Origin of the sequence: Pseudonocardia sp. NPDC046786, from assembly GCF_040645415.1 — a bacterium.
GTDB lineage: Bacteria > Actinomycetota > Actinomycetes > Mycobacteriales > Pseudonocardiaceae > Pseudonocardia > Pseudonocardia kongjuensis.
On sequence record NZ_JBEYYF010000020.1, the window covers coordinates 19,724 to 41,425 of the forward strand.

Genomic DNA, 21,702 nt, shown 5'->3' on the forward strand with positions numbered 1-21,702 from the left:
AGGATGAAAAACGCTCACTGGACAGGACCCCGGTAGATCAGGTCGGTCCGACCAAGGATCGACTCTGCTACCGAGGTCCTGCGTGCCCGATCCTGTCATCGACACCGGCGTACTCCCGATCGGGAACCCACCGTGCGCTACCTGGCTGAGCTGCTGGCCGGCGAACGCGCCCGTCGCGGCACCCGGGCCGGGCGCCGGGCCCTGGACCCGGCCGGTCAGGCGGTGGTGGTCCCGCGGTGGTTCCTCGACACGAACCGGGTGGTGCGCCTGGCAACGGACAACGAGAGCAGCATCGCGACCGCCTACCGTTACCTGCACGAAGGCATCGACGTCCTCGCCTCGGCCGCGCCCTGGCTCCACGGCGCCCTGATCGCCGCCCGTGCAGCCGGGCACACCCACGTGAGTCTCGACGGCACCCTGATCGCCACCGACCGGTGCCGCGCGCTCGGACCTACCGCTGGGGTGGACCTGTGGTGGTCGGGCAAGCACCATCGCCACGGCGGCAACATCCAGGTCGTCACCGCACTCGACGGATGGCCGTTGTGGACCTCCCAAGTGCGACCAGGCCGCGAGCACGACACGCGCTGCGCTCGCACCCACCCCGGCGACGTTTCCGCGCGGAACGTGTCCCTGCCCTCGCCGGGCGGTCGGCTGTCCCGAACGGCGCGGGCCGGAGGCGGGGGAGCCGGGCGGCGTCCCGCCCGGCCTCATCCCGGAGGGCGGCCGGACCCGCAGGGTGGGACATGCCGTGCGGGCATCGAGGGCAGCGCCCCGAGGACAACCCGGTTGCGCCGGACCGGTGTTGTCGGCGGGCTCTGCTTACCTGACCGCATGTTCGAGACGCCCGACGAGCTCCACGATCTCCAGGCCCTCCTCGACACCTCGTGGGCCGGCTCCAGCAGCCACCTCAGGTCGATCGTCCGACAGGGCGAGCGGACCCTGGACGCGGAGCAGGTCGTCCGGGTCTGCCGCGGCATGTGCACCCTGGCCATCGCCACGGTCACCCGCCGGGGCGAGCCCCGGATCAGCGGCGCCGACGGGCACCTCCTGCACGGACGCTGGGTCGTCGGCACGCACCGCCGGGCGGCGAAAGCCCGTCATCTCGCGGCGCGGCCGGGCATCAGCGCGACCTTCATGCGCGGCGAGGAGCTCGGCATCTTCACGCACGGGCACGCCGTCGCGCTGAACCCCGACGGCGCGGACATCGACCCGGCCTGGCAGGCGGTCCGCGACCACCTCGTCGACCACTACGAGGACGACGGAGAGGGGCCGTTCTGGGAGGAGAGCATCTGGTACCGCATCGAACCCAGCTGGATGATCGCCTACAGCGTCGACCCCGCCGGTCTGCTCGACCGGCAAGCACAGGTCTGACACGAGGTCGCGGCCCCGGAGCGGCGGGCGGGAGCCCTTGGCCGGCCGCGGTCCTGGCTGGAGCGCCGGTTCAAGTCGGCAGGCTGGTAAGGTGTGGAGCGGGTGGACCGGGGTCCAGGAATCGATGGGATCGGGGCGGCGGCGGACCCGCGGCGCGGCGGCGGAGTCGCTCCGGGCAGGCAGGCGGGCGGTCCGGTCCGGTTCGGCCCGGCCCGGCTGCCGGCCCGGCTCAGCGGAATACCCGGCCGTCGTACCGCAGTTGTTTGCAGCATGAAGAAGATTGGGTTCCTGTCCTTCGGGCACTGGTCCCCGTCCCCGCAGTCCGAGGCGCGTTCGGCGTCCGACACGCTGCTGCAGTCGATCGAGCTGGCCGTGGCGGCGGAGGAGCTCGGTGCCGACGGCGCCTACTTCCGGGTGCACCACTTCGCCCGTCAGCTCGCGTCGCCGTTCCCGCTGCTGGCCGCGGCCGCCGCCCGGACCAGCCGGATCGAGCTCGGCACCGGTGTCATCGACATGCGCTACGAGAACCCGCTGTACATGGCGGAGGACGCCGGTGCCGCCGACCTGATCTCCGGTGGCCGGCTCCAGCTGGGGCTCAGCCGCGGATCGCCCGAGCAGGTCATCGACGGGTACCGCTACTTCGGGTTCGAGCCCGCCGAGGGCTCGACCGACGCGGACATGGCGCGCGAGCACACCCGCCAGTTCTTCGAGGCGATCGGTGGCGAGGGTTTCGCGCGGCCGAACCCGCGCCCGATGTTCCCCAACCCGCCCGGGCTGCTGCGGATCGAGCCGCACTCGCCGGGCCTGCGGGACCGGATCTGGTGGGGCGCCGGAAGCCGGGCGACCGCGGAGTGGACCGCGGAGCGCGGGATGAACCTGATGAGCTCGACCCTGCTCACCGAGGACACGGGCGTGCCGTTCCACCAGCTGCAGGCCGAGCAGATCCAGCGCTTCCGGGCGGCCTGGGACGCGGCCGGGCACCAGCGGGAGCCGCGGGTGTCGGTCAGCCGCAGCATCTTCCCGATCGTCAACGACCTCGATCGGCAGTTCTTCTGGCGGGAGCGGCACAGCACCGACCAGGTCGGTCACATCGACGGCGGCGAGGCCCGGTTCGGGCGCACCTACGCCGGTGAGCCGGACAAGCTGGTCGCCGAGCTGGCCGAGGACGAGGCGATCGCCGCGGCGGACACACTGCTGCTGACCGTCCCCAACCAGCTGGGCGTCGACTACAACGCGCACGTGATCGAGAGCGTGCTCACCCACCTGGCGCCGGAGCTGGGCTGGCGCTGAGCGACGCTCACCTGATCACCCGTCCCGCCGGGCTCGACGGCGACGCCGCAGGCCGCGGGCGGGACGGGCGACCGGGTCACCGGTGTGCGCGGCGTGCGGCACGCGGGTGGCCAGCCACGCGCCGATGAGGATGAGCACCGTCCCGCCGACCGTCCGCGGGCGGACCGGCTCGGACAGGACGACCGCGCCGGCCGCGACCGCCACCACCGGGGCGGCGTAGGTGATGAGTGCCGCGCGGTCCGGCCCGGCGATCGCGATGAGCCGGAAGAAGGCCACGAAGCCGCCGGGCGTCGCGACCAGGCCGAGCGCGGCGAGCGCCGCGAGTCCCGCCGGTGACGGCGTCGGGAACAGCCCGGCCGTCAGCCTCCCGCCGCCGGATCTCGACGGTCCGCCGCTCAGCCCAGTGCGACCAGCAGCGCCAGGACGGACATGACGACCAGCAGCGGCGTCATGACGAGGCGTTCGCTGCGGGACGGGGAGACGGCGTTCGGCAGCGTGTTGAGGACGAGGAAGCCGAACACCACCCACATCCCGGTCCGTGCGGCGCCCTGCGGGTACACGTCGATCACGCCGGCCCGGTCCAGCGCGAGCGTCGCCATCAGTGCGTAGACACCGACCGAGAGCGCCGCGGCGACCCGCAGGCCCGCCGGGAGCACGCCCGGGTGCCGCCCGCCGAAGGTGAACCGGCCGAGCGGCGCGCCGAGGACCAGGGCGACCTGGAACACCGCGAGGACCGCGAGCACGGCCACGAGCAGGAGCGCGGGGAGCACGTCGCGAGGTTATCGCCCGCGGGGGCCGGCGCATGTCTCATCGTGCGGTGACGCCGGCGGTGAGCTCGTCGAAGCTGATCACCCGGACCTGTGGCGGCCCCGTCGCCACCTCGGCACGGATGCCGGGGGGCGTGCGGTCGGTGGGCGGCCGGGGTGACGGGACGACCCGGTTCGGGTCGGGTGTGCGCCGTGGCCGGCGCTGGGGGTCGATCCAGCCGGGTGGGACGAACTCGGGCCGCCCGCCGGTCAGGTGGATCTCCCACCGGGAGTGGTGGACGAGCCGGTGGTGGACGCGGCAGAGCAGGACGAGATTGTCGAGATCGGTGGTGCCGCCGTGCTGCCACGGCACGATGTGGTGGGCTTCGCACCAGGCGGGTGGCCGGTCGCACCCCGGATGGGCGCAGCCTCGGTCGCGCGCGGTGAGGGCACGGCGTTGGGCGACGGTGACGGTGCGTGTGGCACGTCCGACGTCGAGCGGCCGGCCGTCGCCGGCGAGGACGACCGGCAGGACGGCGGCATCACAGGCGAGCATCCGCAGCGCGGCGGGATCGAGCCGGCCACCGTGGCCGGCGGTCGCGGCGCGGGCGCGGCGTTCGAGATCGTCGAGCCGGATGGTGACCACCACCTGGGGGCGCCGCCCGCCGGACTCGGGCAGTACTCGGCCCGGGGCGTGGGCCAGGGCGAAGCCGCAGAGCTCGGCGAGCGCTTCGGCGGCGCGTTCGGGGTGGTCGCGGACGTCGTCGGCGTCGGACGGTGCCGCGAGACCGTCGAGGCTGGTGGCGATCCGGTCGAACATCTCGGCGTCGTCGAAGTGGGCGCGCAGGGTGCCGCCGGGGCGGTTCCGGTGCCGGGTGATGCGGAGCTCGTTGACCATGGGTGTCGGGCCGTCGCCGTCGGGTTCCGGGCCGTCCTGGTCGAGGGCTTCGAGGAGCTGGGTGCCCCAGGTGTGGAGCTCGGCGGGGGTGCAGAGGACGGCGTGTTCGGCGAGGGCCTGTTCGGCGCCGGCCAGGGTGCCGTCGTCGAGCCGGGTGGCCGGTGCCGAGCGCAGCAGCGTGGCGATCACCTCGACGTGGCGCAGTGACGTCTCGCCGGAGGCGAACACGGTGGCGGTCGCGGGGAGCCGGGCGGGGAGCGGGGTGCCGTCGAGCCCGGTGCGGGTGCTGACGGCCTCGGCGGCGATGGTGAAGCGGCGGGCGCGGCGGGGTTCCCAGCGCAGCAGGTCGGCCAGGGCGGCGGCGGGGGTGCGGTAGCCGCGCTCGGCGTAGATGCCGCGCCGCTGCGCGCCGGCGAGCGCGGTGACCGCGGCGTGGTCGAGGCGGCGGATGGTCGCTTCGATGGCGAGCTGGAGTGCGCAGATCTCGTCATCGGTGGCGGTGTCGAGGAGCGCGGTGAGGTCGTCGGCGGCCGCGGTGAGGCGGTCCTGCGCGTGAGTGACCCGTTCGTACATGTGTTCGATTCTAGCGGACTGAGTCCATGTTCGACAGTCGGTTGTCGCAGGTGGGGGACCGTTCGTCGTTTGCGATCGTGAACGGGGTGGGGCCGGGCTCGGGGTTCGGGGCTCGGGGCTCGGCTGAGCGAGGGTGGGCGGCGTGGCGAGGCGGCGGATGCGGGGGTGGGGCCGGTCGGGAGCCCGTGGCGTTCGGCGCGTGCCGCCGGAGCCGGAGCCGGAGCGTGTGCGGTGGGGTCGAGAACGGCCCGCGGGAGTCCGGTGCCGGGGGCGTGGGTGGTCCGGCGGAGTCCGCTGCCGGTCCGGCCGGCGGCTGTGGGGGTGGGCTGCCGGTCCGGTCGGCGGGCCCACGGGGCCGGTGCGTTCGTCGCTGGGCGGAGGCGGCCCGGTCGGTCTGTCGCCGAGTGGGAGGTCCGGCGGACCCTGGTGGTCGGGCGGTGAGGTCGGTCCCGGAAGGTCCGGCGCGGGGTGAGAGGTCGGATCCGGGGAGTCTGTTGCCCGGCGGCGGACCCGTGGAGTGCGTCGCCGGTGCGGTGGTCGGATCCGGGGAGATCTGCCGCCGAGGCGGCGGCCGGTCCGGCGGGCTCCGGAGCCGAGGCGGGGTGGGCGGCCCGGGGGCCTGCCGCCGAGATGGTGCGCGGCCTGGGGGAGCCTGCCGCCGAGATGGTGCGCGGCCCGGGGAGCCTGCCGCCGAGGTGGTGGTCGGCCAGGTGGAGCGTGTCGCCGAGATGGTGGACGGCTCGGGCGGAGTGTCGCCGGGGACGGGCGGGCCGGCGGGGAGCGCGGAGGGCATCTCCGACGGGAGAACCCGCCAGAGCCGGCGGGCCCGGGCGACCCGTTCGTGGGTCCGTCCCGCCTTCGGTGTCCACCGTTCCGGTGACAATTGCGCGACCTACTCCCGTTCGCACTTCCGGACCTGTGCAGCGGACGGTGTCCGGCATCATCCGTTCGGTGGTCGGGAACGACCTGATCGGGAAGCAACCCTCGGGTACGGTCACGCTCGATGCATATTCCGAGTCGTCGACCCGACCGCCCGCGCGGCGCCGTGAGGAGCGCGCGGGCGCTGCTCGTCGCCGCGACGCTGTTCGCGACCGGCGGGCTCGCGATGCCGCAGGTCGCGGCGGCTGCGGAGGCACCGGCAGGCGCCTCGGCCGAGCGCGGGGACGACATCGTCGGCGGCCTCGCCGAGATGCTCGCCGACGCCACGATCACGCTCGGCGGGAACGATTATCCGAATCCGCTGCGATTGCTGGACGGAAACGCGGTGGACAGCCCGGAATCATGGGAGAACGTCCGCCGCGAGGAATTGCTGGCCGATTTCCGGGAGCACGTCTACGGGGAGAGCCTGCCGCTCCCGACGGAGCAGACGTTCGACGTGTCCACGTCCGACACCGGCGACGTCGTGCGCAAGACCGTCACGATCGGCGTCACCGGGCCCGAGGGCTCCGGCAGCTTCGACCTGCGGCTGTTCGTCCCGCAGGGCGACGCCCCGCCGCGCGGCACCTTCCTGATGATCGACCACCGCGGATCGGTCGGCGACGATCCCGGCCAGTCGTCGGGCTACGCACCCGTCTCGACGATCACCGGTGCCGGGTACGCGTTCGCCGTCATCGACGCGAACGATCTCGCCCCCGACGACAGCGGCAGCTACCGCGACGGCGTCATCAACCTGTTCCACCCGTCCGGCCGGGACCTGCCCGACGACGCCGGCCGCGCGATCAGCTCCTGGGCCTGGGGCGCCAGCCGGGCGATGGACTACCTGGAGACCGATCCGGACATCGACCCCACGAAGGTCGGCGTGATCGGCCACTCGCGCAGCGGGAAGGCGTCGCTGTGGGCGGGTGCGCAGGACACCCGGTTCGCCGCCGTCATCACCAACAACTCCGGATCGACCGGCGCCAAGCTCGCCCGCCGCGGCGACGGCGGGGTGGGCGCCGAGACGGTCGCCCGGATCAACAGCTCGTTCCCGCACTGGTTCCCGCAGACCTACCGCGAGTACAACGACAACGAGAGCGCCCTGCCGGTCGACCAGCACGAGCTGATGGGGCTCGTCGCGCCGCGGCGCCTTGTCGTCGGCAGCGCCACCGACGACTCCAACGCCGATCCGCAGGGCGAGTTCCTCGCCTACGTCGGCGCCGCCCGGGTCTACGAGCTGTACGGCCTGGGGGACACCGGCCTCGGCTCGGACGACTGGCGGCCCGAGACCGACCGCGCCCACCGTGGCCCGGCGATGAGCTACCACCTGCGTTCCGGCGGGCACGGCCTGACCGGCGCCGACTGGGAGGTCTACCTCGACGGCGACCTGTTCTCCCGGGCCGCCGCCCCGGCCGGGCTCTGACCCCCGCCGGGATCGGCGCACCACCGGCCCGCGCCGGCGCGCCCCCGCGGCCGGCAGGATCAGCGCGCCGCGCCGGCGCGCCCCCGCGGCCGGCAGGATCAGCGCGCCGCGGTGACGTCGCGGCCCGCGGCGATCGCGGCGGCGTCGTCGAACTCCCGCTCGATCTCGGCGTTCGGGACGTGGGTCAGCCTGCTCACGACCACCGCCAGTAGCACGTTCACCGCGAATCCCGGCACGATCTCGTACAGCTCGACGCCTGCGATCGGCGGCCCGTAGGTGTCCCACGCGAACACCGTGACCGCCCCGCCGACCATGCCGGCGAGCGCACCCCAGTTGGTGAGCCTGCGCCAGAACAGGCACAGCAGGATCGCCGGCCCGAAGGACGCGCCGAACCCGGCCCAGGCGAACGCGACGAGATCCAGGATGGTGCCGCTCGGATCGAGTGCGATGACGCCGGCGATCACCGCGACCGCCAGCACGCAGGACCGGCCGAGGAACATCAGCGTGCGCGGTGAGGTGTCGCGCCCGAAGACCTTGTAGAGGTCCTCGACGAACGCTGACGAGCTGACGATCAGCTGGCTCGACACGGTGCTCATGATCGCGGCCAGGACCGCGGCGAACACGAACCCGACGACCAGCGGGTGCAGCAGGATCTGGGACATCGCGAGCACGACCAGCTCGGGATTGTCGAGCTCGTTCGGCGTGGTCGCGAAGAACGCGATGCCGACGACGCCGCAGGCGACCGCCCCGATCAGGGACAGGATCATCCAGCTCATCCCGACCCGGCGGGCCGGTCCGGCGGACGCGGCGTCGCGCATCGCCATGAAGCGCACGATGATGTGCGGCTGGCCGAAGTAGCCCAGGCCCCAGGCCGCGGCCGAGACGATGCCGAGCACCGTCGCGCCGGAGAGCGCGGCACCGCCGAGCAGCGACAGCCGGTCCGGGTCGACGGCGCTGATCGCCGCCGTCGTCTCGCCGATCCCGCCGACCGAGAAGATCGCGATCACCGGCACGATCAGCAGCGCCAGCAGCATCATCGTGCCCTGCACGACGTCGGTCAGCGAGGCGCCGAGGAAACCGCCGATCATCGTGTAGGCCAGCGTGACGACGGCGACGATCAGCATGCCCGTCAGGTACGACCCGCCGAACGCGAGCTGGAAGAACTCCCCGCCGGCCACCATCATCGACGAGACGTAGAAGGTGAAGAAGACCAGCACGATCGCGCCGGAGGCGACCCGCAGCGACCGGGACGTGTCGTGCAGCCGGTTCTCGAAGAAGCTCGGGATGGTGATCGAGTTCCGCGCCACCTCGGTGTAGGAGCGCAGCCGCGGCGCCACGAAGCGCCAGTTCAGGTAGGCGCCGATGGTGAGGCCGATCGCGATCCACGCCTCGATCAGCCCGGCCGCGTAGATCGCCCCGGGCAGGCCCATCATCAGCCAGCCGGACATGTCGGACGCCCCGGCGCTCAGTGCGGCCGTCCACGGCGGGAGCTTGCGTCCCGCGAGCATGTAGCCCTCGTGGTCGGCCGTCTGCCGGTACGCGTAGTAGCCGATTCCCATCATCAACGCGAAGTAGACGACGAGCGCGACGATCTGGAAGGTCTGGTCGTGCATCACGAACCTCTCTGTTCGCTGTACGGGTCAGACGGGGGTGGAGACGGGGGCCGGGACCGGCACCGGGTGCGGGCTGCCGAACCGGTGCGCGGTGACCGACACGGCCTGCTCGCGCAGGAAGGTCAGCAGCTCGACCCGCCCGGCGGTGACGACCGGGCCGTCGTACACGGCCAGTGCGGGCGAGCCGCCGGTCACCCCGGCGACGTCCGCCGCACGGTCGCCGACGAGCCGGACCCGGCCGCCCTCGGCGGCGAGGGTGCGCAGCCGGTCGTGCCACGCGGGGTCGTCCTCCACCAGGACGGTCACGCCGAGCCGGGCCAGGTGCGCGTCGAGCGCGGCGGGCAGCGGCGCGGCGGCGCTGACGGCCGGCGGCGCCGACGCGCGCAGGCCGGCGGCGACGATCCGCAGCAGCTCCACCGGGCGGCCGGTCGCGTACCGCACGGTGACCGGCACCGGGTGGTAGCGCAGCACGTTGTGCTCGCAGGTCAGGCCGGTCGCGTCGTGAGCGATGCCGTAGCCGGCCGCCCAGGCGTCCGCATCGGTCGCCAGCGCGCCGCGCAGCCAGTCCCGGTCGGTGTCGGGCAGCGCGACGTCGAGCACCCGGTCCGCGAGCGGATCGGCCCCGGTCCCGGCGGCGCTGACCGGGTCGTCGGACCAGGTCCCGAAGCCGAACAGGTAGCTCGGCCCGCCCGCCTTCGTGCCGGTGCCGACGGCGGCCTTCTTCCAGCCGCCGAACGGCTGACGCTGCACGATCGCCCCGGTGATCCCGCGGTTGACGTAGAGGTTCCCGGCCTCGACGGTGCGCAGCCAGGTGTCGATCTCGGTCTCGTCGAGCGAGTGCAGGCCGGAGGTGAGCCCGTACTCGACCCGGTTGACCAGCGCGATCGCCTCCTCCAGGGTGGCGGCGGTCATGATCCCGAGCACCGGGCCGAAGTACTCGGTGAGGTGGAACTCCGAGCCCGGCGCGACGCCCTCGCGCACGCCCGGCCGCCACAGCGCGCCGGTGTCGTCGAGCCGCTCGGGGGCGATCATCCAGCTCTCGCCGGGCCCGGTCGAGGTCAGGGCGGACGCCAGCTTGCCCGACGCCGGCTCGATCAGCGGGCCGACCTGCGTGCCCTCGGTCCAGGGCAGGCCCACGTGCAGTGAGGACACGGCGTCGGCGAGCTGGCGCCGGAACCGCCGGGAGTGCCGGACCGAGCCGACCAGGATCACCAGCGACGCGGCCGAGCACTTCTGCCCGGCGTGCCCGAACGCGGAGCGGGCGACGTCCTTCGCGGCCAGGTCGAGATCCGCGGCGGGGGTCACGATGATCGCGTTCTTGCCGCTGGTCTCGGCCAGCAGCGGGAGATCGGGGCGCATCGAGCGGAACAGCTCGGCCGTCTCGTAGGCGCCGGTGAGCACCACCCGCTCGACGGCGGGATGGGTGATCAGCGCGGAGCCGAGCTCAATCTCGTCGAGCTGGACGTAGCGCAGCACCTCGCGCGGGACGCCCGCCGCCCAGAGCGCCTCGGCGACCACGGCCGCGCTGCGCCGGGCCTGGTCGGCCGGCTTGAGGACGACCGGTGAGCCGGCGGCGAGCGCGGCCAGCGTCGAGCCGGCCGGGATCGCCACCGGGAAGTTCCACGGCGGCGTCACCACGGTCAGCGCGGCGGGGGAGAAGCGGGCGCCCGCCACGTCGTCGAGCCGGCGGGCCTGCTCGGCGTAGTAGTGGGCGAAGTCGATCGCCTCGCTGACCTCCGGATCGCCCTGCTCCAGCACCTTGCCGCACTCGGAGCCCATGACCTCCAGCAGGTCGGCGCGCCGGGCGGCCAGCTCGTCACCGGCCCGGTGCAGGATCTCCGCGCGCCGGTCGGCGCCCAGCCCACGCCAGGCCGGGCCGGCGTCGCGGGCGCCGGTCACGACGTCGTCGAGCTCGGTGCGAGTGTGCACCCGACCGGCGTCCGCGGTGCCGGTGCCGAGCGCGCTGTCGCGCATCCGGGCGCGGATCGCGTCGCCCCAGGCGCGGTTCGCCGCGACGGCGGTGTCGGTGTCCGGGGTGTTGGTGAAGCCGTCGGTGGGCGCGGCCGGTTCGGGACGGCTGCGGTCCTGCACCCGGTTCGGCGCGGGCACCGAGGTGGGGACGGTCGCGACCGAGGCCAGGAACCGGTCGCGCTCGCGCTCGAACAGGTCGTGGTCGCGGTCGATGTCGAACGCGGCGGACATGAAGTTCTCCCGGGACGCGCCCTCCTCGAGCCTGCGGACCAGGTAGGCGATCGCGACGTCGAACTCCTGCGGGTGCACGACCGGGGTGTAGAGCAGCAGTGACCCGACGTCGGCGCGCACCGCGGCGGCCTGCGCGGTCGCCATGCCGAGCAGCATCTCGACGTCCATCCCGTCGAGGCAGCCGCGACGCCCGGCGAGCAGCCGGGCCAGCGCGATGTCGAACAGGTTGTGCCCGGCCACCCCGATCCGGACGGCGGCCGTGTGCTCGGGGCGCAGCGCGTAATCCAGCACCGCCTTGTACGACGAGTCGGACTCCTGCTTGCTGCCGCAGGTCGCGAGCGGCCAGCCGTGCAGCTCGGCGTCGACCCGCTCCATCGGCAGGTTCGCGCCCTTCACCACCCGGACCTTGATCGGGGCGCCGCCGCCGGCGACCCGCGCGGCCGCCCACTCCTGCAGCCGGACCATCGCGCCGAGCGCGTCGGGCAGGTACGCCTGCAGCACGATCCCGGCCGGCAGGTCGTGGAACTCGGGGCGCTCCAGCAGCGTGGTGAACACGGCGAGGGTCAGGTCGAGATCGCGGTACTCCTCCATGTCTAGATTGAGGAACTTCGGGCCGCCGGGCGCGGAACGGGCCAGCCGGTAGAGCGGGGCGAGCGCGTCGACGGCGTCGGCGACGGCGGCGTCGAACGACCACGGGTCGTGCGGCGCGACGGTGGACGAGACCTTGATCGAGACGTAGTCGACGTCGTCGCGGGCGAGCAGCGCGCGGGTGCCCTCGACCCGGCGGTCCGCCTCGTCGCGGCCGAGGATGGCCTCGCCGAGCAGGTTGACGTTCAGCCGGGTGCCCGGACGGTCGCGGCGGATCCGCCGGATCGCCGGGCCGAGCCGGCGCTCGGAGGCGTCCACGACGAGATGGCGGACCATCCGGCGCAGTGCGGCCCTGGCCACCGGGACGACGACGCCGGGCGCCACCCGGCCGGCGACCGCGCCGGCCCGGATGGCGGTGCGCAGCGGCCACGGCAGGAAGCGCGGGACGATCGGGACCAGGGTCGCCAGATGCCGGGCGGCGGCCCGTGGGTCCTCCGGCCGGATCACGCCGTCGACGAAGCCGACGGTGAAGGCGAGCCCGTCCGGGTCCTGCAGCACGTCCGCCAGCCGGCGGGCGGAGCGGTCGACCGGTTCCTGCCGGGCGGCCTCCAGCCAGCGCCGCACCAGCGCGACCGCCTCGGTCGCCAGCTCCTCGTCGATCACGACGCCGTTCGTCACGCTCACGCCGCACCCCTCCACTCGTCCACCGTTTCCGGGAAGACGAGAGTCCCAGCCGACATACGTCGACAAAAGCGACGATAAGTGAACACTATTATTCGGGTCGATCGAAAGGTGTGACCGATGTGGGATCTCCACCGGCTCCGGCTGCTGCACGAGCTCAGCCTGCGGGGGACCGTGACCGAGGTGGCGCGCACGCTCAACTACGCGCCGTCGAGCGTGTCCCAGCAGCTGGCGAAGCTGGAGGAGGAGGTCGGGGTCCGGCTGCTCGAACCGGACGGGCGCCGGCTCCGGCTGACCCCGCCCGGCGAGCTGGTCGCCCGGCACGCGGCGGAGGTCCTCGACCTGGAGGAACGGGTCCGGAGCAGGCTCGCCTCGGCGGAACCGGTCGGCGAGACGGTGCGCCTGGCGACACTGGAGACGACGGCCCGGGCGCTGCTGCCGCACGCGCTGACCCGGCTGCGGGGCAGCGCGCCGCACCTGCGGCTGGAGGCGTCGGTGGTCCCGCCCGAGACCGGACTGGCCGAGCTGGAGACCCGCGGGTTCGACGTCGCCGTCGCCGAGCAGTACCCCGGCCACAGCCGGTCGCACCGGGCCACGCTGGACCGCGAGCCGCTCGGCACCGATCCGGTGCGGCTCGCGGTCGCCGCGGGCTCCGGGGTGACCGGCCTCGCCGACGCCCGGGACCTGCCCTGGGTGATGGAGCCGGCGGGGACCGCCGCGCGGCAGTGGGCGGTGCAGCAGTGCCGGGCGGCCGGGTTCGAGCCCGACATCCGGTTCGACTCCGCCGACCTGGAGATCCACGTGCACCTGGTCCGGGCCGGGCACGCGGTGAGCCTGCTGCCGGACCTGGTGTGGACCGGGAACCGGGACGGCGTCCGGCTGATCGGGCTCGCGGGCCCGTCGCACCGCGAGCTGTTCACCTCGGCGCGGCTGGTGTCCGCGGGGCATCCGGCGATCGCGCAGGTCCGGGGCGCGCTCGCGGACGCGTTCGCGGTCGTCGGTGCCGGCCGGCCGGTCAGCCGATGAGCCGGAGCAGCGCGTCCCGCAGCGCGCGCTCGGCGTCGTCCGCGGACAGCCCGCCGATCAGCACGCGCACGGTCAGCCCGTCCGCGGTGGCGATGAGTGCCCGGGCCGCGGCGAGCGGGTCGTCGAGCGCGGGGGCGATCGCGGTGACCAGCCGGGCGGCCGCGCGCTCCTGACCGTCCTTCGCGTCGGCCAGCATCGCGGCGAGCGCCGGATGGCTGATCGCGGCGGCGGCGTACTGGTGGAACACCGACACCCCGGCGCGCTCGGCCGCGGTGCGCGGGATCGGGTGCCCGACGAGCTGCCACAGCTGCTCGCGGTCGTCGGCACCGGCCGTCGCATCGGCGTGCTGCTCGGCGGCGCCGGTGAGCATCGCCGCCAGACCGGCCCGGACGAGCTCGTCCTTGCTCGCGAACCAGTACTGGATCCGGCCGACCGAGACGCCCGCGGCGGCGGCGACGGTGCGCATGGACACCGCCGCCATGCCGCGCTCGGCGATCACCTGCCAGACGGCGTGGATGATCGCCGCCCGGCGGTCTTCGGAGGCCACGGCCGCCACTCTAGGCGAGATCGATACGACTGTATTAGAGTCGTGTTCAATACGGTCGTATTGACGGAGGTCTCGCGTGCGCCGGTTCCTGAGCGTCGTCGCGGTGCTGGTGGTGGGCTGGCTGGTGGTCGACAAGGCCGTCTCGCTCGTCGCGCCGGAGCCGACCGTCGGGCACTGGCGCAGCGAGCAGGGCCGGGAGGCCTACCGCGCCGCGTACGACGGGGTGATGGCGACGCTGCCCGCACCGAACGCCGTGCACGACGTCGCCGTCGACCACGGCAGCGTGCGGGTCTACGAGTGGCGGGCCACCGGTCCGTCGTCCGGCAACCGGCTGCCGGTGGTGCTGCTGCCCGGCATCCGGTCCGGCGCGCCGATGTGGGGGGAGAACCTGGGGCACTGGATCGGTGATCGCACCGTCTACGCGATGGACGCGATCGGCGACTCCGGGATGTCGCTCCAGTCCGTGCCGCTCGCCTCGTTCGACGACCAGGCCACCTGGGTCGAGCAGGCGCTCGCCGGGCTCGGGCTGGACCGGGCGCACGTCGTCGGGCACTCGTTCGGTGCGGCCACCGCGACCAAGCACGCACTCGCCCACCCGGGCCGGGTCGCCTCGCTGACGCTGCTCGAACCGGTGCTGGTGCTGCACGGGCTCCCCGCGTCGACCTACCTGTGGTCGACGCTGCTGCTGGTGCCCGTGCCGCAGTCCTGGAAGGACCGGGCGATGGCCGGGATCGGCGGCGTCACCGTCGAGGAGGTGCGGGAACGCACGCCGATGTCGGTGATGATCGACGAGGGGGCCCGGCACTACGCGGCCGTCACCCTGGTGCCGCGCACCCTCACCGACGACGAGTGGCGGTCGCTTCGGATGCCGGTGCGGATCGACATCGCCGGGGACCGGTCGCTGGCCGGTGGCGCGGAGGCCGCGGAGCGGGCCAGGGCGCTGGGCATCGACCCGGTGACCGTCCGGCCGGGGACGACGCACTCGCTGCCGATGCAGGACGCCGGGCCGCTCGGCCCGGAGCTGGAGCGGTACTGGTCCGGGCACGACCGGTGAGGCGCCCGCCGAGATGCAGATCAGCGGGCCGGATCCGCCGGGTGCGGCCCGCTGATCTGCATCTCGGTGATCGTGACGGTCGGTCAGGCGGCCAGCAGCAGCGCGAGCGGCGCCGGGACGCACACCAGCACCAGCAGCACCAGGTTGCGCACCCGGTGCTCGCGCAGGATCGCGACGAACTCGCGCAGCACGGCGCTCGGCCAGTAGTACCCGGCGGTCGGGGCGCCGACCGCCTGCGCGTCGATGCCGAGCCTGCGGGCCAGCACCGCGGCCCGGAACGCGTGGTAGTTGCTGGTGACGATCAGGCCGCTGCCGGACACCTCGTCGCGCACCAGGGTGTCGGAGAAGCGCAGGTTCTGCTCGGTGTTGCGGGACGCGGTCTCGGCCCGCAACGCACCGGGATCGGCGCCGTGCGCGATCGCCCACCGGCGCATCGCCTCGCCCTCGGCGAGCTGCTCGTCGCTTCCCTTGCCGCCGGAGAGCACCAGCAGCCGGGCGTCCCGCCTGCCGAACTCGTCCATCCCGGTCCGGATCCGGGACGCCAGCAGCGGCGGCACCTCGCTGCCGCGCAGACCCGACCCGAGCACCAGCACCCAGTCGGCGGGACGGTCGTGCACCAGCCAGGCGTACAGCCGCGCGTAGCCGAGGAAGGCGACGAACTGGAAGGCGAGCACCAGCGCCGCCAGCGCGCAGAACAGCCACAGGGCGCGCATCCACAGCGTGCCGTTCAGCAGCACCGGCACGGTGACGGCGAGCAGCCCGACGATCAGCAGCCCGGCCAGCAGGGACAGCGAGTTGCCCGGGCTCACCCGTTCCCGCCGCAGCATGACCACGCCGTTGAGCAGCAGGAACCCGGCGAACACCAGCGCGATCAGCGGTGAGATGACGGCCAGGAACACGCCCGTCGCGACGACCGGATTGCTCCCGACGATCCCGAGTGTCGCCGCCGCGTTGCCGACCAGCAGTGCCGCGAGCAGCAGCCAGTAGGCGTTGCCGAGCCGGCGCGGATCGGTCCGGATGCGGCGCCGGACGAACAGGCACACGCCGAGGGCCAGCAGCAGGGGCACGACGAAGGACAGGACGAGCAGGACGATCACCGCGAACTCGGGCATGATCGGCCCATCCTGCCGTGTACCCGGGCACGTTCCGCGGAACGAACCGCGGCGCACACCCGGTCGTGGCGGGGGACGTGCCGCGGGCCCGCGTCGTGCGGAGGGCCCGCGTCGCACCCCTGGCACCGTCCCGCACCTCCAGGACGATCGCGCACCCCCGGTACCCGGTGCGGCGCCGTGCACGGGGTGCGCGGAGGGTGGCGCCGAGCCCCGGACCGCCGCCCGGCGACCCGCCCGGCGACCCGCCGGTGCGACGATCCCCGCATGCTGCTCAACGTCCATCACGCCGGTGCCCCCGACGGCCCGCCGGTGCTCGCCGTGCACGGCGTCACCGGGCACGGCCTGCGGTTCCGCCCGCTGTTCGACGCGTGCCCGCAGCTGCGCTGGATCAGCGTCGACGTCCGCGGGCACGGCCGATCCCGCTGGGCGCCGCCGTGGAACCTGGAACGCCACGTCGCCGACGCGCTCGACGTGCTGGACGGGCTCGGGATCGGGCGGGCCGCCGTCGTCGGGCACTCGTTCGGTGGTGCGATCGCCACCCACCTCGCCCGCACCGCGCCGGACCGGGTGAGCCGGCTCGTGCTGATCGACCCGGCGATCGGCCTGGACCCGGACGACATGCTGGAGCGGGCCGAGGAGTTCCGCGCCGACCAGTCCTGGACGAGCGTCGCCGCGGCCCGGGCCGATCGGGTCGCGACCTGGCCCGGAGTGTCCGGAGAGCTCGTCGACGCCGAGCTGGCCGACCACCTGGAGGAGCGCGACGGCGCGCTGCGCTGGCGCTACTCGCGGGCCTCGGTGGTCGCGGCCTGGTCGGAGATGGCCCGCCCGGCGCTCGTCCCACCGGCCGGCCTGCCGACCCTGGTGCTGCCCGCCACGGGCGCCGACTTCGTCCGCGACGGGTGGCTGGACGCCTGCCGGGCCGCGCTCGGCGACGACCTCACGGTGCGCCCGTTCGACACCGGCCACATGGTCTACCTGGAACGCCCGGCGGAGACGGCGGCCGAACTGCGGGCGTTCCTCACCACGCCGTAGGCGGGCATCGATCACCACGCCGAAGGCGGGCATCCGTCACCGCGCCGTAGGTGGTCAGGAATCGAGAAGCGCTGCGGGACCCGCCCCTCATAGCGTGACGGTGACCGTCCGGGCGGGCACCATGGTCCGGATCTCGTGAGCGGGCCCGGGGCATCGGGCGCACCGCATGACCAGGGGGGACCACCGAATGAGCACGTCCGAGCGGCACGCCGCCGACAGCCACGACCTGATCCGGGTGCACGGCGCGCGGGAGAACAACCTGCGCGACGTCAGCGTGGAGCTGCCGAAACGGCGGCTGACCGTGTTCACCGGGGTCTCCGGCTCCGGCAAGAGCTCGCTGGTGTTCGCGACGATCGCCGCCGAGTCCCAGCGGATGATCAACGAGACGTACAGCACGTTCGTGCAGGGGTTCATGCCGACCCAGGCCCGGCCGGACGTCGACCTGCTGGACGGGCTGACCACCGCGATCATCGTCGACCAGGAGCGGATGGGCGGCGACGTCCGCTCCACCGTCGGCACCGCGACCGACGTCGGTGCGCTGCTGCGGATCCTGTTCAGCCGGATCGGGGAGCCGCACGTCGGCTCGGCGAAGGCGTTCTCGTTCAACGTCGCCTCGATCAGCGGCAGCGGCGCGGTGACCGTCGAGAAGGGCGGTCGGCAGGTCAAGGAGCGCCGCGAGTTCGAGATCATCGGCGGCGCCTGCCCGCGCTGCGAGGGCCGCGGCAACGTCTCCGACTTCGACCTCACCGCCCTCTACGACGACTCGAAGTCGATCGTCGAGGGTGCCCTCACCATCCCGAACTACTCGGTCGACGGCTGGTACGGCCGGATCTTCGCCGGCTCCGGGTTCTTCCCGGGCGACAAGCCGATCTCGTCGTTCACGAAGCCGCAGCTCGACGCGCTGCTCTACAAGGAGCCGACCCGGATCAAGGTGGACGGCGTCAACGTCACCTTCGAGGGGCTGATCCCGCGGATCGAGAAGTCGTTCCTGGCCAAGGACCGGGAGGCGATGCAGCCGCACATCCGGGCGTTCGTGGACCGGGCGATCGTGTTCCGCACCTGCCCGGACTGCGAGGGCACTCGGCTCTCCGAGCTCGCCCGCTCGTCGCGGATCGGCGGCATCAACATCGCCGACGCCTGCGCGATGCAGATCAACGACCTCGCCGAGTGGGTCCGCGGTCTGGAACGGGAGTCGGCCGCGCGGGGGGTCGCCCCGCTGCTCGCCTCGCTGCGGGAGACCCTGGACTCGTTCGTCGAGATCGGGCTCGGCTACCTGTCGCTGGACCGCCCGGCCGGCACGCTGTCCGGCGGCGAGGCGCAGCGCACCAAGATGATCCGGCATCTCGGGTCGTCGCTCACCGACGTCACCTACGTGTTCGACGAGCCGACGATCGGCCTGCACCCGCACGACATCGCGCGGATGAACGACCTGCTGCTGCGGTTGCGGGACAAGGGGAACACCGTGCTCGTCGTCGAGCACAAGCCGGAGACGATCGTGATCGCCGATCACGTCGTCGATCTCGGCCCGCGGGCCGGGACCGACGGCGGCCAGGTCGTCTATGAGGGGACGGTCGCCGGTCTGCGGTCCAGCGGCACCCTCACCGGCCGGCACCTCGACGACCGGGCGCGGATCAAGGGGTCGGTGCGGACGCCGTCCGGCGCGCTGGAGATCCGCGGCGCGGACAGCCACAACCTGCAGGGGGTCGACGTCGACGTCCCGCTCGGCGTGCTCACCGTCATCACCGGGGTGGCCGGGTCCGGCAAGAGCTCGCTGATCCACGGCTCCGTCGCCGGGCGCGACGGCGTCGTCGTGGTCGACCAGGGCGCGATCAAGGGATCGCGGCGCAGCAACCCCGCCACCTACACCGGGCTGCTCGAGCCGATCCGCAAGGCGTTCGCGAAGGCCAACGGCGTGAAGCCGGCCCTGTTCAGCGCCAACTCCGAGGGGGCCTGCCCGAACTGCAACGGCGCCGGGGTCGTCTACACCGACCTGGCGATGATGGCGGGCGTGGCGACCACCTGCGAGGTGTGCGAGGGCCGCCGGTTCGACTCCTCGGTGCTGGAGTACCGGTTCGGCGGGCGGGACATCAGCGAGGTGCTGGCGATGCCGGTCGCCGAGGCCGAGAAGTTCTTCGGTGCCGGCGAGGCCCGGACGCCCGCCGCGCACAAGATCCTGGAACGGCTGGCCGACGTCGGGCTCGGCTATCTCACCCTGGGCCAGCCGCTGACCACGCTGTCCGGCGGCGAGCGGCAGCGGCTCAAGCTGGCCGTCAACATGGGGGAGAAGGGCCGGATCTACGTCCTGGACGAGCCGACCACCGGACTGCACCTCGCCGACGTCGAGCAGCTGCTCGCCCTGCTGGACCGGCTCGTCGACTCCGGCCTGTCGGTGATCGTCATCGAGCACCACCAGGCGGTGATGGCGCACGCCGACCGGATCATCGATCTGGGGCCGGGCGCCGGGTACGACGGCGGCCGGGTGGTGTTCGAGGGGACGCCCGCCGAGCTCGTCGCCGACGCGTCCACGCTGACCGGGCAGCACCTCGCAGCCTACGTCGGAGGCTGATCCCCGGGCCGGCGTGCGCGGCGCGGTGGATCAGGGCTGCACGTCGGACGGGTCCGCGGGCGGCGGCTCGGTGAGCACCGCGACCGGGCAGTGCGCGTGGTGCAGCACCGACCGGCTGATCGATCCGAGCAGCAGCCCGGTCACCCCGCCGTTGCCCCGCGACCCGACGACCAGCAGCTGCGCCCGCTCACCGGCCTCCAGCAGGGCCTGGGCGGGATGCCCGCGCACCAGCTCGGTCTCGATCGGCACGTCCGGACGGGCCTGCTGGGCGGGCAGCACCGACTTCTCCAGCTGGCGCCGCTCGTCGTCCTCGACGCCGTCCCACTGGACCAGCTCCAGCACGTAGGGGTCGATCCGGTCGTGGCTCCAGGCCCGCACCGCCAGCACCGAGGTACCGAGCCGGGCCGCGGATTCGACCGCGAAGCGCAGGGCCAGCGCGCCCGCCACGGAGCCGTCGACGCCGACCACCACCGGCCCGTCCGGCACGCCCTTCCCGCGGACCACGACGACCGGGCACGGCGCCACCGCGGACAGCGCCATCGACACCGACCCGGTGAGCAGCCCGGTGAACCCGCCGCGGCCGCGGCTGCCCAGTACCAGCAGCATCGCGGACCCGGCCTCGTCGAGCAGCACCCGCTTCGGGGAGCCGACGGCGATGTGGTGGGTGACGGTCAGCTCGGGTGCGAGGGCGTGTGCCTGCGCCGCGGCGCCGGTCAGCTCCTTGCGCAGGTGCTCGATCAGCACGTCGCGGTCCCCCGCGGGGAGCACCCCGGCGGCGGCGGGCGGCCGGTACGCCGACCATTCGAGCACGCCGACCAGCCGCAGCGGGGCACCCCGGCGGGTCGCTTCGCCGGCCGCCCAGCGCACGGCGGCCAGCGCCGACTCCGACCCGTCCACGCCGACGACGACCGCCGGCACCTCCAGTCCGTCCACCGTCACGCTCGCCCCTCTCGCCGTCACCCGCGGGTCGGGTGACGGTACCGATGCTCCCCGCGGGCGGGCCTGTGCGACAGGGCCGTCCGAACCCCGTCCGGGGGACGGAGGTCCCGGCGGCTGGTCAGCGGTCCAGGTCGGCGAGGGTCGCGAGCAGGCCCTCCCAGGCGGTGGCGCTGTCGGCGTCGTCGTCGTGCGGGGCGCGGAACCAGCGCAGGAACTCGCCGAGATCGGCGAGCGTCCAGCGCAGCGCGTAGAGCTCCAGTGCCGCCGGGTCCGGCCGGACGCCGGTCAGCTCGGTGTAGGCGGCGAGCTCTGCGGGATCACCGGAGACGACGGCGAGGTCCCGCTCCGGCACGCCCAGCCCGACGGTGTCCCAGTCGATCAGCAGGTAGCCCTTCCCGGAGTCGAGCAGGTTGCCCGGATGCGGCTCCCCGTGCGTGACGACGCGCTCCCGGCCGGCCGTCCTGACCTGGTGGGTGAGCGCGTCGGCGTCGGCCAGCCGGGCCCGGATCGCGGTCGTGTGGGTGACGACGGCCTGCCGCGCCGGCTCGGAGAACGGGCCACCGGTCCAGGAGGTCTGCTGTTCGGCGAGCGCGTCCTCGACGAGCTGCCGGTCGGGGACGGCGGGCGAGTGTCGCGGGGTGGCGTCCGGCGCCGGCGCGCCGTGCAGCCGGGCCAGCAGGGCGAGGACGGCGTCCCGGCTGCCGGTCGAGAGCTCGGTGTGGAAGTCCTGGCCCGGGGCGTCGACGTGCTCGAACACCGTCAGTGCCCAGCGGCCGTCCAGGTCGGCGACGAGCTCGCCGCCGGCGGCCGGGACCGGCGCGAGGACGAACTCGAGCCCGCCGGCGCGCAGCTCGGTCGCGGTGCGCAGCGCCGCCCGGTAGCCGTCGAGGGCGGCCGCGGGGGTGTTGCCGCACTGCGGCTTGTCGGTGAGGTCGGAGACCTTCGCGAACCAGCGTGTGCCGTCGGCGCCGGTCACCGCCCAGTGGTAGTCGCCGAAGCCGACCGGGCGGTGGTGGAGCTCGCGCGCGTCGATGCCGTGATGGCAGGACAGCGCGGAGCGGACGTTCTCGTCGTCGAATCCGTGCGGTCGCTGCTCCATGCGGGGATCCTGCCCGATCGGGCCGGC

Annotated in this window: 16 protein-coding genes and 1 pseudogene; 8 read left to right on the top strand and 9 right to left on the bottom strand. The window is 73.9% G+C overall.

Annotated features, from left to right (window positions below; all coding sequences use genetic code 11):
- Window positions 1–78 precede the first annotated feature (78 nt).
- The 3 genes and pseudogenes from ABZ881_RS22355 to ABZ881_RS22365 form a co-directional block, all read left to right on the top strand.
- Window positions 79–624 (top strand): annotated as a pseudogene (locus ABZ881_RS22355) (transposase family protein); the annotation flags it as partial.
- 207 nt (window positions 625–831) lie between these two features.
- Entirely contained in the window at window positions 832–1,371 is a 540-nt protein-coding gene (locus ABZ881_RS22360; RefSeq protein WP_358487504.1) for a pyridoxamine 5'-phosphate oxidase family protein, read from the top strand.
- 270 nt (window positions 1,372–1,641) lie between these two features.
- Window positions 1,642–2,661 carry an LLM class flavin-dependent oxidoreductase gene (locus ABZ881_RS22365; RefSeq protein WP_358487330.1) on the top strand — a complete coding sequence of 340 codons (1,020 nt, stop codon included), beginning with the start codon at window positions 1,642–1,644 and terminating at the stop codon, window positions 2,659–2,661.
- 15 nt (window positions 2,662–2,676) lie between these two features.
- Here ABZ881_RS22365 and ABZ881_RS22370 read toward each other — a convergent pair whose 3' ends face one another.
- The 3 genes from ABZ881_RS22370 to ABZ881_RS22380 are packed head-to-tail and all read right to left on the bottom strand — an operon-like array spanning window position 2,677 to window position 4,878.
- Window positions 2,677–3,060, bottom strand: coding sequence for an EamA family transporter (locus tag ABZ881_RS22370; protein WP_358487505.1), 384 nt, complete (start codon window positions 3,058–3,060; stop codon window positions 2,677–2,679).
- Window positions 3,057–3,431 carry a hypothetical protein gene (locus tag ABZ881_RS22375; RefSeq protein ID WP_358487331.1) on the bottom strand — a complete coding sequence of 125 codons (375 nt, stop codon included), beginning with the start codon at window positions 3,429–3,431 and terminating at the stop codon, window positions 3,057–3,059. The genes ABZ881_RS22370 and ABZ881_RS22375 overlap by 4 nt, the downstream gene beginning before the upstream one ends.
- A 37-nt stretch (window positions 3,432–3,468) precedes the next feature.
- Window positions 3,469–4,878, bottom strand: a complete 1,410-nt coding sequence (locus ABZ881_RS22380; protein ID WP_358487333.1) for a DUF222 domain-containing protein — start codon at window positions 4,876–4,878, stop codon at window positions 3,469–3,471.
- A 1,045-nt stretch (window positions 4,879–5,923) separates the two neighbouring features.
- Here ABZ881_RS22380 and ABZ881_RS22385 point away from each other — a divergent pair.
- A complete protein-coding gene (locus ABZ881_RS22385) occupies window positions 5,924–7,216 on the top strand; it encodes an acetylxylan esterase (RefSeq protein WP_358487336.1) in 1,293 nt (430 codons plus the stop codon).
- A 98-nt stretch (window positions 7,217–7,314) separates the two neighbouring features.
- Here ABZ881_RS22385 and putP read toward each other — a convergent pair whose 3' ends face one another.
- Together putP and ABZ881_RS22395 are read right to left on the bottom strand one after the other, a co-directional pair.
- The gene (gene putP, locus ABZ881_RS22390) at window positions 7,315–8,829 is read right to left on the bottom strand and encodes a sodium/proline symporter PutP (protein WP_358487337.1); all 1,515 of its coding nucleotides are present in this window, start codon (window positions 8,827–8,829) and stop codon (window positions 7,315–7,317) included.
- A 27-nt stretch (window positions 8,830–8,856) separates the two neighbouring features.
- Window positions 8,857–12,303, bottom strand: coding sequence for a proline dehydrogenase family protein (locus ABZ881_RS22395; RefSeq protein WP_358487338.1), 3,447 nt, complete (start codon window positions 12,301–12,303; stop codon window positions 8,857–8,859).
- 117 nt (window positions 12,304–12,420) lie between these two features.
- Here ABZ881_RS22395 and ABZ881_RS22400 point away from each other — a divergent pair, with 117 nt between their 5' ends.
- Window positions 12,421–13,326 carry a LysR family transcriptional regulator gene (locus ABZ881_RS22400; protein WP_358487340.1) on the top strand — a complete coding sequence of 302 codons (906 nt, stop codon included), beginning with the start codon at window positions 12,421–12,423 and terminating at the stop codon, window positions 13,324–13,326.
- On the opposite strand, the gene ABZ881_RS22405 is transcribed toward ABZ881_RS22400, so the two are convergent.
- Window positions 13,316–13,873 carry a helix-turn-helix domain-containing protein gene (locus tag ABZ881_RS22405; RefSeq protein WP_358487342.1) on the bottom strand — a complete coding sequence of 186 codons (558 nt, stop codon included), beginning with the start codon at window positions 13,871–13,873 and terminating at the stop codon, window positions 13,316–13,318. The genes ABZ881_RS22400 and ABZ881_RS22405 overlap by 11 nt on opposite strands.
- Before the next feature lie 76 nt (window positions 13,874–13,949).
- On the opposite strand from ABZ881_RS22405, the gene ABZ881_RS22410 reads away from it, so the two are divergent.
- The gene (locus tag ABZ881_RS22410; protein WP_358487344.1) at window positions 13,950–14,927 is read left to right on the top strand and encodes an alpha/beta fold hydrolase; all 978 of its coding nucleotides are present in this window, start codon (window positions 13,950–13,952) and stop codon (window positions 14,925–14,927) included.
- A gap of 83 nt (window positions 14,928–15,010) precedes the next feature.
- Here the strand turns inward: ABZ881_RS22410 and ABZ881_RS22415 are convergent, their stop codons facing one another.
- A complete protein-coding gene (locus ABZ881_RS22415; protein ID WP_358487346.1) occupies window positions 15,011–16,039 on the bottom strand; it encodes a YdcF family protein in 1,029 nt (342 codons plus the stop codon).
- 264 nt (window positions 16,040–16,303) lie between these two features.
- Here ABZ881_RS22415 and ABZ881_RS22420 point away from each other — a divergent pair, with 264 nt between their 5' ends.
- Both ABZ881_RS22420 and ABZ881_RS22425 read left to right on the top strand, forming a co-directional pair.
- Window positions 16,304–17,071: an alpha/beta hydrolase gene (locus tag ABZ881_RS22420; protein ID WP_358487349.1), complete on the top strand. Its 768-nt coding sequence runs from the start codon at window positions 16,304–16,306 to the stop codon at window positions 17,069–17,071.
- A gap of 187 nt (window positions 17,072–17,258) precedes the next feature.
- On the top strand, window positions 17,259–19,637 hold the full coding sequence (locus tag ABZ881_RS22425) for an excinuclease ABC subunit UvrA (RefSeq protein WP_358487352.1): 2,379 nt from the start codon (window positions 17,259–17,261) through the stop codon (window positions 19,635–19,637).
- 30 nt (window positions 19,638–19,667) lie between these two features.
- On the opposite strand, the gene ABZ881_RS22430 is transcribed toward ABZ881_RS22425, so the two are convergent.
- Window positions 19,668–20,576: a universal stress protein gene (locus ABZ881_RS22430; RefSeq protein ID WP_358487354.1), complete on the bottom strand. Its 909-nt coding sequence runs from the start codon at window positions 20,574–20,576 to the stop codon at window positions 19,668–19,670.
- Window positions 20,577–20,694: 118 nt separating this feature from the next.
- Window positions 20,695–21,675, bottom strand: coding sequence for an aminoglycoside phosphotransferase family protein (locus tag ABZ881_RS22435; RefSeq protein WP_358487357.1), 981 nt, complete (start codon window positions 21,673–21,675; stop codon window positions 20,695–20,697).
- Window positions 21,676–21,702: the final 27 nt, after the last annotated feature.